This is a genomic window from Alloalcanivorax mobilis (assembly GCF_002864685.1).
GTDB lineage: Bacteria > Pseudomonadota > Gammaproteobacteria > Pseudomonadales > Alcanivoracaceae > Alloalcanivorax > Alloalcanivorax mobilis.
Genome location: NZ_NMQZ01000037.1, coordinates 1 through 14,396, shown reverse-complemented (window position 1 = coordinate 14,396; position 14,396 = coordinate 1). Strand labels below are relative to the sequence as shown.

General features: G+C 64.7%; 17 protein-coding genes. 11 read left to right on the top strand and 6 right to left on the bottom strand.

All coding sequences use genetic code 11. The features are described from left to right. Window positions 1-82: 82 nt before the first annotated feature. On the bottom strand, window positions 83-436 hold the full coding sequence (locus CGS25_RS19315; protein WP_089034233.1) for a helix-turn-helix domain-containing protein: 354 nt from the start codon (window positions 434-436) through the stop codon (window positions 83-85). A gap of 474 nt (window positions 437-910) precedes the next feature. On the opposite strand from CGS25_RS19315, the gene CGS25_RS15020 reads away from it, so the two are divergent. Continuing rightward, window positions 911-2,476, top strand: a complete 1,566-nt coding sequence (locus CGS25_RS15020; protein ID WP_157933845.1) for a site-specific DNA-methyltransferase — start codon at window positions 911-913, stop codon at window positions 2,474-2,476. 23 nt (window positions 2,477-2,499) lie between these two features. Here CGS25_RS15020 and CGS25_RS15015 read toward each other — a convergent pair whose 3' ends face one another. The 4 genes from CGS25_RS15015 to CGS25_RS15000 all read right to left on the bottom strand — a co-directional run bounded on the left by CGS25_RS15015 (window position 2,500) and on the right by CGS25_RS15000 (window position 6,013). Beyond that, window positions 2,500-3,219 (bottom strand): hypothetical protein, encoded by a 720-nt coding sequence (locus tag CGS25_RS15015; RefSeq protein WP_198588817.1) that lies wholly within the window; start codon window positions 3,217-3,219, stop codon window positions 2,500-2,502. A gap of 66 nt (window positions 3,220-3,285) precedes the next feature. Beyond that, on the bottom strand, window positions 3,286-3,984 hold the full coding sequence (locus tag CGS25_RS15010) for a DUF6901 family protein (RefSeq protein ID WP_101675953.1): 699 nt from the start codon (window positions 3,982-3,984) through the stop codon (window positions 3,286-3,288). 17 nt (window positions 3,985-4,001) lie between these two features. Then, the gene (locus CGS25_RS15005) at window positions 4,002-5,522 is read right to left on the bottom strand and encodes a sensor histidine kinase (RefSeq protein WP_089034236.1); all 1,521 of its coding nucleotides are present in this window, start codon (window positions 5,520-5,522) and stop codon (window positions 4,002-4,004) included. 41 nt (window positions 5,523-5,563) lie between these two features. After that, entirely contained in the window at window positions 5,564-6,013 is a 450-nt protein-coding gene (locus CGS25_RS15000; RefSeq protein WP_089034237.1) for a response regulator, read from the bottom strand. Between the two features lie 253 nt (window positions 6,014-6,266). On the opposite strand from CGS25_RS15000, the gene CGS25_RS14995 reads away from it, so the two are divergent. The 9 genes from CGS25_RS14995 (at window position 6,267) to CGS25_RS14960 (ending at window position 12,729) form a co-directional block, all read left to right on the top strand. Continuing rightward, window positions 6,267-6,977: a lipopolysaccharide kinase InaA family protein gene (locus CGS25_RS14995; RefSeq protein ID WP_157933844.1), complete on the top strand. Its 711-nt coding sequence runs from the start codon at window positions 6,267-6,269 to the stop codon at window positions 6,975-6,977. A gap of 48 nt (window positions 6,978-7,025) precedes the next feature. Continuing rightward, window positions 7,026-7,700 carry a class I SAM-dependent methyltransferase gene (locus CGS25_RS14990; protein ID WP_101675951.1) on the top strand — a complete coding sequence of 225 codons (675 nt, stop codon included), beginning with the start codon at window positions 7,026-7,028 and terminating at the stop codon, window positions 7,698-7,700. Window positions 7,701-7,706: 6 nt separating this feature from the next. Further along, window positions 7,707-8,108, top strand: a complete 402-nt coding sequence (locus tag CGS25_RS14985; protein ID WP_101675950.1) for a GtrA family protein — start codon at window positions 7,707-7,709, stop codon at window positions 8,106-8,108. Further along, window positions 8,095-9,096 carry a glycosyltransferase family 2 protein gene (locus tag CGS25_RS14980; RefSeq protein ID WP_232802434.1) on the top strand — a complete coding sequence of 334 codons (1,002 nt, stop codon included), beginning with the start codon at window positions 8,095-8,097 and terminating at the stop codon, window positions 9,094-9,096. Before CGS25_RS14985 ends, CGS25_RS14980 begins: the two co-directional genes overlap by 14 nt. Further along, window positions 9,080-10,501 (top strand): ArnT family glycosyltransferase, encoded by a 1,422-nt coding sequence (locus CGS25_RS14975; RefSeq protein WP_101675948.1) that lies wholly within the window; start codon window positions 9,080-9,082, stop codon window positions 10,499-10,501. The genes CGS25_RS14980 and CGS25_RS14975 overlap by 17 nt, the downstream gene beginning before the upstream one ends. Before the next feature lie 70 nt (window positions 10,502-10,571). Continuing rightward, window positions 10,572-11,231 (top strand): class I SAM-dependent methyltransferase, encoded by a 660-nt coding sequence (locus CGS25_RS14970; RefSeq protein ID WP_089034243.1) that lies wholly within the window; start codon window positions 10,572-10,574, stop codon window positions 11,229-11,231. Between the two features lie 236 nt (window positions 11,232-11,467). After that, a complete protein-coding gene (locus tag CGS25_RS14965) occupies window positions 11,468-11,968 on the top strand; it encodes a glutathione S-transferase N-terminal domain-containing protein (RefSeq protein WP_198588816.1) in 501 nt (166 codons plus the stop codon). A 1-nt stretch (window position 11,969) separates the two neighbouring features. Continuing rightward, window positions 11,970-12,092, top strand: coding sequence for a hypothetical protein (locus CGS25_RS19310; protein WP_255406618.1), 123 nt, complete (start codon window positions 11,970-11,972; stop codon window positions 12,090-12,092). A 160-nt stretch (window positions 12,093-12,252) separates the two neighbouring features. Next, on the top strand, window positions 12,253-12,729 hold the full coding sequence (locus CGS25_RS14960) for a GNAT family N-acetyltransferase (RefSeq protein ID WP_089034244.1): 477 nt from the start codon (window positions 12,253-12,255) through the stop codon (window positions 12,727-12,729). A 35-nt stretch (window positions 12,730-12,764) separates the two neighbouring features. Here the strand turns inward: CGS25_RS14960 and CGS25_RS14955 are convergent, their stop codons facing one another. Next, window positions 12,765-13,613 (bottom strand): SDR family oxidoreductase, encoded by an 849-nt coding sequence (locus tag CGS25_RS14955; protein ID WP_089034245.1) that lies wholly within the window; start codon window positions 13,611-13,613, stop codon window positions 12,765-12,767. 162 nt (window positions 13,614-13,775) lie between these two features. On the opposite strand from CGS25_RS14955, the gene CGS25_RS14950 reads away from it, so the two are divergent. Further along, window positions 13,776-14,396, top strand: a 621-nt coding sequence (locus tag CGS25_RS14950; RefSeq protein ID WP_232802433.1) for a carboxymuconolactone decarboxylase family protein, incomplete at its 3' end; no start/stop codon positions are given.

Here is a 14,396-nt window from a genome sequence, read left to right as displayed (position 1 = left end):
TTGCAATAGTGCAAATTGATTAAATTGCCTTAAAGCACAGAGGGCGCTATTGAGGTTGTGTCTCCGCAAGGCGGGAGGCCGATCAGGACAGCGGGCCGGCCTCGCGAAGCGCGGCGGCCAGGTCGATCAGCAGGCGCCGCCGGGCCGGGTTGAGTTCGCCGATAATCGACAGCAGTTCCCGGGTTTCCTTGTCGAACGCGCTGACCGGGTCACGCAGATAACTGGCTTTGGATTTCTCCTCCAGCTCCTCGAACAACTCCGCCAGGGAGATTTCCAGGGCGGCGCACAGGCGTCCCAGACGCTGCACGGAAACGTCCTGCCGGTTGCGTTCAATTCTTGATAAATTGCCTGCGTCGGTGCCGGCCCGGAAAGACACATCCTCGAGTGTCTCTTCCCGGCGCAGTCGCCTCGCTTTGAGTATGCCGCCTATGTCCATCGGATAAGTTTCGGAATCAGCTCTCAAGCACTCAATGTTCTAATTGCAATGGCGCAAAAAAGGAGGATGCCATAACGCAATTTATGATTGGCTCGGATTGTGTCCGCGCAAGAGTGGTGGGCGTTTGCTATGGCTGTAGTTGGCCTGAATCGCGCTTCGCTTTGGCTCAAGAGCGTCGTGGTGAATTTCAGATACTAATGACAATATTGCGAATGGGCAATGCGATCTCCTTGCTCTTGTGCTTAAAATACTCTCTTGAAAATTGCGAATCGATCAGCTCCGGCGGGCACCCGCTCGCTTTTGCCTGATCGCGACGGATAACGAAACGGGCGAAGCATGGACCAGTTTAGCCAGTTCTCACCTTGGCCGCTGAGCGGAACGAGCGCGACCGGCCTTGATGCCCTGTTGTTTGATCCCGGCGCGGCCTCCTGGGAGGCGCAGCGTTACGGGTTCAACTGGGCCGGAAAAGACGACATGCTGCGGCAACTGGCGGAGCCGGCGGCGGGGGTGCTGCAGCCGCAGCCGGAAGCGTCCGAGCATTTCGAAGGCAGTGCCAATCTGATCGTCGAGGGCGACAACCTGCAGGTGCTCAAGCGCCTGCTGCCCGCCTACCGGCAGCAGGTCAAGATGATCTATATCGACCCGCCGTACAACACCGGGCGCGGGTTTCTGTATCCGGATAACTTTCGCCAGCCGCTGGCGTCCTACCGCCGTGAAGCGGGCGGCGGCAGTGGCGGCGAGAGCGAGGGGCGGCTGCATGCCCGCTGGCTGAACATGATGTATCCGCGGCTCAAGCTTGCCCGGGAAATGTTGCGCGAAGATGGCGTGCTGTTTGTCAGCATCGACGACCACGAAGTGCACACCCTGCGCATGATCCTCGATGAAATCTTCGGTGCCGCCAATTTCGTCGCCATGTTTCCCTGGCAATCGCGCACCTCCCGGCAAAACGACACCGATCTCAGTGTGCAGCACGAGTACGTGCTTGCCTACGCGCGCCAGCGCCGTCACAAGCAGCGTCGCCTGAAACCGGACAACGCCGATCTCTGGCACCGTCTGGAGGGGTTCGCCGCCTACCCCGCGCCGGTGGACCCAAGCCGCTACGCCAATCCGGACAACGACCCCCGCGGGCCCTGGAAGGCGGACCCGTTCGATGCGCCCAACCTGCGCCCGCGACTCACCTATGCGATCACCAACCCGGCCACCGGTCAGGTGCACTGGCCCCCGGAGGGGCGCTGCTGGCGCACCGGCGAAGACCGCTTCCGGGAATTGCTGGCGGACGGTCGCATCGTATTCGGCCGGCGCGGCCGCACGCGCCCGCAGTTGAAAGTGTTTTACGCCGAAAAGCGTGCTTACGGGGAGACCGCGTCCACCTGGCTGGACGGCGCCACCTTTGGCACCGCCACCGCCGGCACCCGGGAATTGCAGGGTTTGTTCGACGGCGCCTCGCCGTTTTCCTACCCCAAGCCCACCAGCCTGGTGCGTTTTCTGTTGCGCCTGGCCACCGGCCCGGATGACCTGGTGATGGATTTTTTCGCCGGCAGCGGTGTGACCGGCCACGCCACCCTGGCGCAAAATCAGGAAGATGGCGGCCGCCGCCGTTTCGCGCTGGTGCAACTGCCGGAGCCGACCCTGGATAAACGCTGGCCGACGATCGCCGATCTGACCCGGGAGCGGTTGCGGCGCAGCGCCGCCGTGCTGGCCAGTGAGGCGGGTTTTCGCGCCTTCCGGCTGGGCCCGCCACCGCCGGCGGGGGCGCCGCCCTGGCACTGGCTGCCGGAACTGGGCGTGCCGTTGCACGCCAGGCTGGAGAGTCTGGATAGCGAGCGCGGGCTTTATCGGCTTGAGCACCAGGACGAGCGGGCGACCCTGTGCACCGCCGCGACGCCATCAGGGGCGCTGCTGGAAAGTATCCTGGCCGATGACCCGGATGACCTGGTGCTGGCCGAGGGCGCCCTGGAAGGGCGCGCCGGTTTGCGTGACCGGCTGCAGCAGCAATTGGCGCGCCGTGGCGCGCGCTTGCGGTTCGGCCCGCGCGGCTGACGCCCGGGGCGCCGGGAAGCGGCTCAGGCGGGCGGTTCGGCGGGCGGTTGGGGGCCGGGCCGCGGCGCGCCGGCGGCGGGCGGGAACAGCAGCCAGAACCGATACACCACGATGTTGACCAACGTCGCCACCAGGCTGGCCAGCACCGTGGTGACCAGCATGGTGCCCGGGTTGTCGCCGATCAGGCCGACAATCAACCCGCTGAACAGACCGACCACGGTAAACACCAGCGCTCCGCTCAGCACGATGGCGCCCAGCAGCGGCCATTGGCAGGCGGCGCTTTGCTTGAACGCGGAGCGCACCGCGGTGAGCGGCGATTCCTTAAGCAGCATCACCCGGAATGGCGCGAAGCTGAGCCGGGCATACACCCACAGGGCCGGAAAGAACAGCGCCATCCAACCCAGTACGACGCCGGAAGCAATAATGAAATAGGTGGCCAGCAGCAGTGGATACAGCGCCAGCGCCGGCAGGGTGCAGGCCAGCAGGCCCCGCCAGCGGCCGCTCTGGATCGAGGCAAGCTGAGCGATCAGGGCGCCCTCGGCGATTGGGCGTATCAACAACAGTGCCAGGATGCTGGCCAGATTCAGCCCGCTTGGCTGGCCGCCGGCGTCGGTGACCAGAAAGGGCCCGAGCAGCCACTGGCTGGCCTCGCCGAGCAGGGCGAAAGGCGCACTGATCAGAAACAGCGCCGCCAGGTGGCGCCACCAGAAGTAGAGGGATTCCTTGATACGTTGGAAGATCATGGCAGCTCACGCAGAATCGGACCGCGCGTCACCTTACGTCAGGGCCGCGCGCTTGACCAGTGCCGCTTATTGCCGGAACAACGGCGCCAGGGCTTCCAGCTCGTCGTCCAGTTCCCAGTTCATTTCTTTCGCCAGCACGTGCAGCAGCACCATGGCGTTGACCGGCGCGTCCGACGTGTCCTGGGCGCGGAAGCGGCGCACAAAGCAGTGATTGAGTTCCTTGAGGCGGTCGTAGGCCTGATCCAGACCGTCCAGATCGACGTGCAGTGCCGGGTCGCGCCGGCGGGCCAGGTAGCGTTGCAGCAGGAAAAAGCCGGCGGTGCGCACCAGGGTTTCGGTCTCCGTGCTGACCGGCAGATGGAACAGCGCCATCGGGCGCAGAAAGCGGGTGTGCGGGCAGTCGCTGAGCGCGCACACCAGGCCGAACAGGGAGCTGAGTGCCCGTTGCACGGTGGTGTCGGCGAAGTAGGTGCGCGCCGGGCTGCCCACCTCCAGGCGGATCTCGCGGAACGATTCGCCCAGTTCGGCGTTGGGCAACAAAAAGGCCAGGTTGGCCGCGATCGGGCAATAGGAATGCTCAGCCGGGTCGAGCGGGCAGTGGCTGCACTGATGGTGTTCCAGCCGCGCCCAATCCGGTGGCGTGTAGTCGGCGTCCACCTGCACGCCGTGATGTTCCGGGTGCTGATGTATATCAATGCGCAGGCTCTCGCCACGGGCATCGCTCAGGCGGTAGTAGAGGCTCGGCTCAACCGCGTTGCTGGTCATTGGCGTGGCGCCCGCGTTTATTCATGGTGATCTCCCATTAACGAAGCACTGTCCTGGTGGTCGGGCTGCGGGTCCGCTGTGGTGGCCGGCGCCAGCGGCAGCCTGATGTCGAAAGTGGTGCCCTGGCCGGGAACGCTGCTGGCGGTGAGCGTGCCGCCGTGCCGCTTGATGATGTCCTGGGAAATCGACAAGCCCAGCCCGGTGCCTTTGCCAATCGGTTTGGTGGTGAAGAAGGGTTCGAAGATCTGCGCCAGCTTGTCCGCCTCGATGCCGGCGCCGCTGTCGCTGACGCTGATGCGGTAGAAGTGCTCTTCCCTCTCGGCGTCCAGGGTGATCTCGCCGCGCCCCTGGATCGCCTGGGCGGCATTCACCAGAAGGTTCATAAAGACCTGGGCAAGCTGGCTTTCCGAGCCTTTCACGCGCGGCCCGCCATCCTTGACCCGATTGTCGATGGTGACCCGGTTATTGAGCTCATGCTTGGCCAGGTTCAGGGCGACTTCCACGCAGCGGGCCACATCCACGAAGGCGAAGTCTTCGTTTTTATCCCGGGAGAAGTGCTTCAGGTCGCTGATGATCTTCTTGATCCGGTCGATGCCCTCGGCGGTTTCGCTGACCAGCGCCGGGTAGTCCCGCAGAATGAATTCCAGCGCTTTCATGTCGATGCGGACATCGGGTTCCGCCTTCAGGAACTGCTCAAAACGTTCCGGGCGAATGCGGCGGCGCAGCCCGCGAACCACTGAAGCCAGGCCACCCAGGTACTGCTCGCTACGGCGCAGGTTGGCACTGAGGAAGGCGATCGGGTTGTTGATTTCATGGGCAATGCCGGCGGAGATGGTGCCCAGGGAGGCCATTTTCTCGGAGTGCAGCAGCAGTGATTCCACCTGGGTGATCTTCTGGTCCTTATCGCGCACCGCCTGCTGCAGGGCGTTATTGTGCGCTTTGATCTGGGTGATGTCGGTGCCGAAGTAGATATAGCCGTCGTCTTCGTCGCTGATGTAGGAAAGCGGAAAGATGAACATATTGACCCAGTAAACCTGGTTATTCTGGGTACGCCCGCACACGTCGCCGCTCCAGACGCCGCGTCGGGCGTGTTCGCCACGCATGAAATGCGGTTCCAGCTCCTGGTGATCGAGTGGGTGATTAATGCTTTCGTGCTGGCCGATCAGGTCGGCGAACCGGAACTGACTCAGCGCCAGAAAGCGATCGTTGGCGAACGTGATCACGCCGCGGGCGTCGGTGGTGATCACGCAATATTCCTCGATGATCCGTGCCAGCGGGCCGAGCATGCTTTTGTTGAGTTTGTACTCGTCGGCGTTTACCTCGATCAGCCGCAGTTTGCGGCCGAACGCATTGCCGGTGAACGAGGAGAACTCGGCCAGCCTGGCTTCCACGTTCATCGAGGCGCGGTAGGTCTTGTACAGAAAGAAAATGATCACCAGCAGGATCAGGGTCGAGGAAATCAGGAACAAACCCTGGCTGCCGAGCTGCTCGAAAGGGCCGCTCAGAATACTGAAATTGAGGACATCGAAACCGTCCATGCCGCCTATCCTTTCCCCGATCCCCGCAACGAAGGCCGCTGCTAGCCGTCGTAGCCCATGCTTTTGAGCGCTTCGCGTTGCTCACGCACGGTGCGGGCCAGAATTCTGTTCTCGACGATGATGTCCCGATACTTGAGACCTTCGTTGATGCAGTCCAGCAACTGATCGTCTTCCCAGGGCTTGGGCACGAAACGGAAGGCGCCGGCCTGGTTGATCGCCGACATCAGGGTTTCGATATCGATCACGCCGGTGAGCAGAATGCGGATCGTGTCGGGCTGGATCTCACGCAGTGCCTGCAGCAGCTCAATGCCGTCCATGTCCGGCATGCGGTAATCGGTGATCACCGCGTCGAACACGGTGGTGCGCGCCCGCCGCAATGCCTCGCGCGGATCAATATAGGTTTCCACTTCCCAGTCGTCCTGCAGACCGAGCGTACGGCTGAGCGCTTTGAGGATGTAATCCTCATCATCGACAACCATGATCCGATACATGGTGATTTCCCCCAGCGGCCCATTGTTATGTTATCCCCGAAGGCAATCGGGGTTTGGGTGGGGCGGGCCGCCACCCTCACGCTACGAAGATACTATTAATAAACGCCCAACAAAATAGGTGATCCCGATATACCCGATGCCAATCAAAGCGCCGGCGCGAGGATTTCGCCCCCTTCAGGTGTCGTTAAGGTTACCGGGCCACCGTGGCTGGCAACGATGGCCGGCACTCCGGCCTGGCGAACAGGGGCTGAACATGGACACCTTTGATCTGGCCGCGGACTGGCGGCGCTCTTTTCATCGGCAAGGGCTGCGCGACTTCGACGCTCTCTGGGGGCTTCCCCACGATTGGGTGGAGACGCCCAACCAGCGACGCGGCGGCTGGAGCGGCGTCAGCCGCCTGAGGCTGGAAGACGCCCAGGGCCGGCCGCGTACCCTGTTCGTGAAACGCCAACAGCATCAGGCCCGCCGCAGCGCGCAAACCGGATGGCGGGCGCGCCCCACCTATTTTCATGAATACCTGTTTCTGAAGCGTTTCCAGGCGCTGGGTGCGCCGGTGGTGGACTGGCTGTGCTACGCCGAACGCGATCAGGAAGCGCTTCTGGTAACGCTTGCGCCGGCCGGCTATATCGACTTGCCGGCGCTGGCGGGCCAGCTCGACGCGCCACGTTTCGCCGAGGCGATGGCGGCGGTGGTGGAGGCGCTGGGCATGTTGCACCGGCACCGTTGGCAACATGGCTCCTGTTACCCCGCCCACATACTGGTGCACCCGGCAACGCTGTCGGTGCGCCTGCTCGACCTGGAGCGGTGCCGCCGCCACCGCACCGGTGCCGCCGCCGCTCGCGAAGACCTGCGTCAACTGACGCGGCGTTGCGATTTTCTGACCCCGGAATTGATGGCGCGTATGGCGCAGGCGGTCCGCCGTCATCTGCCTTCGTTTGATCCGGCGCTGCTGGCGCTTTCCTGAGCGCCGCGTTCCCTCATCGTGTTATCCACCTACCCCGGAGCCATCCTCATGCCGCAACAGCAATTACCGCCAGACAGTCTGCCCTTGGCATCGTCGCTGGCCAGCGAACGAGTAAAAGTCGACGAGCACAGGGTGGCGCGTTACACCCGTCGGCGTGACGGTCGCCATCTGGCGGAAATGGATCTGGTTGAGCGTGTCTTCCCGGAGTTGCCGAACGGCGCGCCGGTGCTGGATGCGCCCTGCGGTGCCGGACGCATGAGCGTTTGGATGGCGCGGCAGGGCTGGCGCGTCAGCGCGTTGGATTTGGGTGGGCCGGCGGTGGCGCACACCCGCAAAAGCATCCGTGACTTGGGGTTCGAAGCGGACGTGCGCGAAGGGAATCTTTTTGAGCTGCCCTGGGCCGATGGTGAGTTCCGTGCCGTGCTCTGCTTCCGCGTGCTGCATCACTTCGCGGAGCATTCGGTGCGGCGCCGGCTGGTGGCGGAACTGGCCCGGGTCAGTGGCGAGCATTTGCTGGTTTCTTATCTTTCGCCCTGGTCGGCCACCGGCATCAAGCGGCGCATCAAGGCGCTGCTGAGCGGCAAACGCCATCGGCAGAACCACACCTCGTTGCATCAACTGAGAGTGGATTTGCGCGAACACGGCTTTGAGCTGATCCGCGATCAGCCCCAGCGGCGCTTTTTCCATTCTCTGCATCTGGCCCGCTTTCTGCGGGTGGGCTGAGCACTGATGCGCTTCGCTGACTCACGAGCGCTGCGTTTTTTGATCAGCGGTGGGGCCGCCACCGCCCTGCATTGGCTGAGCATGGCGACATTGATCGCGGCTGGCATGCCGGCCGCGCCTGCCACCGCCCTGGGGGCACTGCTTGGTGCAGCGGGCAACTACCCGTTGCAGCGCAGCGTCACTTTTGGTCATGAAGGCGCCCTGGCACGTTCGCTGAAGCTGTATGCGTGCGTGTGTGCCATCGGCTGGTTGACCAATTCGGCCTTGTTCGCCGCTCTGCACGGCTTGGGCGTCGGGTCTGTTCTGGCTCAGTTGTGCACCACCGCCGCCGTGGCGGGCCTTAATTTCACACTCTATGCGAGGTGGGTATTCCATGAACACGGTGCGCGCTGTGATGCCTGCCAATAAGCACCAACCGGTGATCAGCCTGGTGATCCCGTTTTTCAATGAGCGTGAGGTTCTGCCCGAATGCGTGAGCCGTATCGCGCGGGTGATGCGAGCCCTTGGCGAACCGTTCGAGGTGGTGTTCGTGGACGATGGCAGTGAAGACGGTGGCGCGGACTATCTGATCGCGCGGTCCGCCGGCCTGCCTTGGTTGAGATTGGTGCGCCTGAGCCGCAATTTTGGCAAGGAGGCGGCGCTCACCGCGGGCCTGGCGCACAGCCAGGGACAAGCGATGGTGATTCTGGACGCCGATCTGCAAGACCCACCGGAGTGTCTGCCGGAGATGGTCAAACGGTGGCGGCAAGGCGCCGATGTCGTCCTGATGCAGCGTCGCAGCCGCGCCGGGGAATCCTGGCTGAAGCGCGCCAGTGCCCACCTTTACTATCGCCTGCTGCGCCGTCTCAGCGGTGCCCGCATTCCCGCCGATACCGGTGATTTTCGGCTGATGAGCCGCCGGGCGGTGGACGCTCTGCTGGAGCTCGGCGAGCGCAATCGTTACATGAAGGGGCTGTTCGCCTGGGTGGGCATGCCCACCGCCGTGTTGCGCTACGATCGCCAGCCGCGCGCCGCCGGTCGCAGCAAATGGAACTACCTGGGGCTGATCGGCCTGGCCTTGGAAGGGATCACCTCGTTTTCGGTGGCGCCGTTACGCTGGGCGATTCTCGCCGGCGTGCTGGCGGCACTGTTGGGCGGGGGCTATGGCCTGTGGATTATCAGCAAAGCGCTGGTGTTCGGCGACGTGGTCCCCGGCTTTCCTTCGCTCACCGCCCTGATCACGTTCCTGGGTGGAATTCAGTTGCTGACCATTGGCATCGTGGGCGAATACGTGGGCAAAACCTATCTGGAAAGCAAACGGCGGCCGCTTTATCTGATCCGTGATGTGATTGAGGCAGAGGCGGTTGGCGGTGTGCAGGTCCGCGAACCGATGGCGGCCCATGTCCGCGCGCGCTGAACGGGGGTTATGGACCCTGCTGGCGGTGATTGTGCTGAGCCGGTTGGTGACCATGGCGTTGCTGCCGCTGACCGACACCAGCGAAGCCCGCTACGGTGAAATCGCCCGGTTGATGGCGGTCAGTGGCGATTGGATCACCCCCTGGTTCCGCGAAGGGGTGCCGTTCTGGGGCAAGCCACCCCTGGCGTTCTGGGCGCAGGCCTGGGGCATTCGTCTGTTCGGGGCCGGTGAATTCGGACCTCGTTTTCCGGCCTGGCTGGCGCAACTGGCGACTCTCGCTCTGACCGGGCGGTACGCGTTCAGCCTGGGGGGCCGGCGGATGGCGTTGATCGCCACGCTGATTCTGGCATCCATGGGGCTCTCTTATGTGGCCTGTGGGGCGGTGCTCACCGATCCGTTCCTGACGCTGGGCACCACCGCCGCCCTGGTGGGCGCCGGGTTGGCGTTGCGCGGCGAGGGGCGCGGCTGGGGCGCACTGTTCTTTGCCGGGTTGGTGGTGGGGCTGTTGGCCAAGGGGCCGCTGGCGCTGGTGTTGATCGGGGCGCCGCTGCTGATCCAGGCGTTGTGGAGCGGGCGCTGGGCGGCGCTGAGGCGGTGTCTGCCATGGCGCGCCGGCATCCCGTTGACGTTGGCGCTAAGCCTGCCGTGGTACGCGCTGGCGGAATGGAAAACACCGGGCTTTCTCGACTACTTCATTGTCGGCGAACACCTGCGCCGCTTCCTCGATCCGGGTTGGGCCGGTGACCTTTACGGCAGCGCCCACCAGCGGCCCCACGGCGCCATCTGGCTGATGACCCTGTGGGCAACGTTGCCCTGGTCGCCGCTGGCGCTGGGCTGGCTGGCGCGGCGCATGGCACGGCGTGGCGTGCGGCTGCCGGCGGACAACGATCTGCGTCTTTTGATTGCCGCCGCCCTGGTGCCGAGTCTGTTCTTTACCTTCGCCGGCAATATTCTCGCCACCTATGTGCTGCCGGCGCTGCCGTTCATGGCGCTGCTGCTGGCGCGCCAGTGGCCGGCCCAGCGCTCAGGCCTGTTGATCGGCCTGGCTTCCTTGGTGCCGGTTCTGGCATTGGTGGCCGCCGGTTGGCTGCAGTTTCACCCACAGCGTTTGCGCAGCGAGAAGCGTCTGGTCGCCTGCTATCGTGCCCTGGCCGACACGGGCGCGGCCTCGCTGGCCTACCTGGGCGAAGCGCCGTTCTCGGCCCGCTACTACGCCCATGAGCAACTGACGCAGGTGCCCTATGACAACGGCGCGGCGGTGCGTGCGACGCCGTACCTGGCGGTACGACACCGGGACTTGCGGCGGCTGCGCGGGGCCGACACAGCCAGGGCGACGCTGTTTTCCAACCGCCGCTCTGTATTGCTCGGCCCGCCGGCATCGGGTAAACCGCCTTGCTCTGATTAAGAACCATTTTCAGTTTCGTTTAAGTTTATGCCCTTAGGGTGGAGCGACATTGTTGCCGGAGAACCCACCCATGGCGCCGTCTTCCCTTAATATCAGCACCGCCCGTGTTAAGTCGGGACAACGCTGCGTGGACCATTACACTCGCCGCCGGCCGGGCCGTCATCAAGCGGAGATGGACCTGCTGGCGCGCAGCTTTCCCGACTTGCCTCCGGGGGCCGCAGTGCTCGACGCGCCCTGCGGTGCCGGGCGTGTCAGCCTGTGGATGGCGGCGCGTGGCTGGGCGGTGAGCGCCGCCGACCTGGGCGCCGCGGCGGTGGCTCATACCCGCGATGAACTGATGCGCGAGGGGGCGCGCGCCGACGTGCGCGAGGCGGATGTGTTCCAACTGCCGTGGCCGACGCGGCGTTTCCAGGCGGTGGTTTGTTTCCGTTTGCTGCACCACTTCGCCGATCGCCATGCGCGGCGCACCCTGCTGCGTGAAATGGCCCGGGTCAGCGACCGTTATCTGTTGGTGTCTTACCTGTCGCCGTTTTCGTTCACCGGCATTCGTCGGCATTTGCGTTTGCTGTTCACCGGGCGCGCCCACCGGCAGGTGCATACGCCGTTGGCGGAGCTGGTGGATGACCTGCGCGCCGAGGGGTTCCGCCTGGAGCGGGCGACGTCGCAATCGCGGGGGCTGCGCTCGCTGTGCCTGGCCCGTTTTGTCCGTGATCGTCCCGGCCCGGTTTAACCGGCCGCCGGGGCTGCTATAACCAGCCTTCATGTGCTGGTGGCGGATGTCGGCGTGCATGAACACATGATCAGCCACCAGGACGACGCCACCGCGCTCACCCTGCTGGTGATTCCGGCGCTGTATCCGCGCTTTTCAAAACACAAGGTGCGCGAGCTGCAACGCTGACGCGGTGAGCCGCTGGCCGGCTTGTGCCGGGCGGCGGCATACTGTGTTTCCTCATCATGGAGGCAATCATGCAATCGCAAAGAGTGGTGTGGGGGCGTCGCAGCGCATTCAATGTGCAGAAAGTGTTGTGGCTGCTCGACGAGCTGGCGTTGGCATACCAACACCGTGACGCCGGTGGTGAGTTTGGCGGTCTCGATGAGCCGGCGTTTCTGGCGCTCAATCCCCATGGGCGGGTGCCGGTGCTGCAAGACGGCGCGGTGGTGGTGTGGGAATCCCATGCCATCCTGCGGTATCTGGCCGCGCAGTACGGCGATGCCGACCTGTGGGGGCCGTCGCCGGCCCAGCGTTCGCTGGCGGACCGCTGGATGGACTGGTCGCAAACCACGCTGCAACCGGCGTTCATGGCGTTGTTCGCCGCCTTCTACCGCACCCCGGCGGAGCACCACGATGCCCGGCGAATCGCCGAGGCCGTAGCCGAATGCGAACGCCATTTTGAGTTGCTGGCTGGCTGGCGCCCACTTTACCCTGGCGGACGTGACCGCCGGCACCGCCTTGCACCGTTATTTTGAAATGGGCGCTGGTGTGGCCCGGCCGGCGGCGGTCAGCGGCTGGTATCGGCGGTTGTGCCAGCGGCCGGCGTATCAGCGCCATGTAATGCGTGACTTCGAGGCGTTGCGTGGCCGGCCGCTGTGAGCGCCCCGGGGGCGGGCACTTGATGCGCGCTGTCGGGCCGATTAGATTCAGGTGGTTCACTTCAGGAAAGGGAATGCCGTATGGGTACCACGCTGTCATTGATCCGCCCGCCGCCGGCGTCCGGTCGGTCGCGGCGTGGTGACGCGGCGGTGCGGCGATAATGTCGATTCGTGACGCCGAGCGCGCCGACCTGCCCGCCATCGTGGCGATCTACAACGCTTCCATCGGCGGCGATGACACGCCGCTGGAGGCGGCGTCGCGGCAAAGCTGGTTCGAACACCACCACCCGGACAGCTACCCGCTGCGGGTGCTGGAGATCGAGGGCGCGGTGGCCGGCTGGGTTGGCCTGGAGCCTTTCTACGGCCATCCGCAGTCCCCGAACACCGCCGAAATCAGCCTGTATGTGGCCCGCGCCCATCAGAATCAGGGGCTCGGCCGCCGTTTGCTCGACGATGGCCTGACCCGCGCCCGCGCCCTGGGGTTCGCCACCTTGCTGGCCTGTGTGTTCGCGCATAATGAGATCAGCGTGCACCTGCTCAAGGGCGCCGGATTTCAGGCGTGGGGCAACCTGCCAGACATCGCCGAGATGGACGGCAATCGCTACAACCTGCGTATTTTCGGGCGCCCCCTGAGCTAGCCTGGCCCGGTTGCAATCCACGCGCTAAGCGTTGCCTAACGGTTCTGTTCCCGGGCGACCGCTTCAAGTTGGCGGCCGATCAACGCGATCACCCGTTCCAACGGCCAGGCGAACTTGCGTTTGAACCAGTAGCCGAGCCGGATTTCCGGAGAGGTGTAGATCAGGTAACGGTTCTTTTCCAGCCCTTTGAGAATGCGGCGCGCGGCCTCGGCCGGGCTGACCGCGTGGCGCTGGAAGCGTTGTTTCAATCGCGCCACCCGGGGCGTGTTCTGGTCGATGCCGACAATGCGCAGGGTGCGCACCAGGCCGGTATCCACCGCGCCGGGGCACACCAGGCTGACGCGAATGCGGTGGCGCTTCAGGTCATAGCGCATCGCCTCGCTCATGCCGCGCAGGGCGAATTTGCTGGCGTTGTAAGCGGCGTGCCAGGGCAACCCGAACAGCCCCGCCGCCGACGAGACGGTGACCAGATGGCCGCCGCGCCCGGCCGCCACCATGGTCGGCAAAAAGCACTCGATCACGTGCACCGGGCCCATCAGATTGACCTCCACCAGCGCCCGCCAATGTTCCAGGCGCAGTTGCTCCACCGGCCCCCAGATGGCGATGCCGGCGACATTCATCAGCACCGCCATGGCGCCGTGCTCGGCGTGCACGGTGTCGGCGAAGGCGCGCACCGCCGCGTGGTCGGTGATGTCCAGGGCGCGGCTCGCCAGCACCCGGGCGCCGCGTTCGTGGAGCGCGGCGAGGGTGTCGGCCAGGCCGCTGGCGTCAACGTCGGTGAGCACCAGTTTCGCCCCTTGCTCGCCGGCGGCCAGCGCCACCGCGCGCCCTATGCCGCTGGCGGCACCGGTGATCAGACAGGGTTGGTCGCGAAGCGTGGTCATGGCGCACTCCGAAAAAACGATGGCCCGTTTATCCTGCCCTGCCGGGCCTTGGTGTGCCCCGTCCGCCTGGGCCATAACAGTGCTGGCAACACGGCTGGCAACACGACCGGCGCTCCGGCTGTGCAATACTGGCCCGATCCGTGAATGGCAATGGAAAACGCGATGAGCGACCCGCAGCACGAACTGCAACCCGAAGGCGGCTGGGCGGCGCCGGCCAGGCCGCGCCTGACACCGCCGCCACCCTCCCGACAGGGATGGGTATTCCGAGGTTTGTCGAAACTGAGCCGCTTGTTTGGCCGCCGCGAACTGCCCCGTGTGTTTCCGGTGTTCAACATTCATGGCCGGCTGTTCTGGCCGTGGCTGTGGTTTGCCTCGCGCCTGATGCCCTACGGCAAGTTGCCCGCGCCGCTGCGTGAGGTGCTGATTCTGCGCACCGCCTGGAATTGCCGCAGCCGTTACGAATGGGGGCAGCATGTGGAAATCGCCCTGTCGGTGGGCGTGGACGCGGCGCGCATCGTGGCTCTGTCACGGGGCCCGCGGGCGGTTCAGGAGCCGGTCGAGGCCGCCGCCGTGCGTGCTTGCGATCAACTGTGCGCGGATCAGCCGATCGACGAAGACACCTGGCACGCCTTGGCGGCGCGCTTTGGCGAAAAACTGCTGATTGAAATGGTGGTGCTGGTCGGCCATTACCGGATGCTGGCGGGCCTGCTGGTCAACAGCGGCATCGCATTGGAACCGGCCATGGAAAGCGTGCTGGTCGAATTCAACCGCCGCGCCACCGAA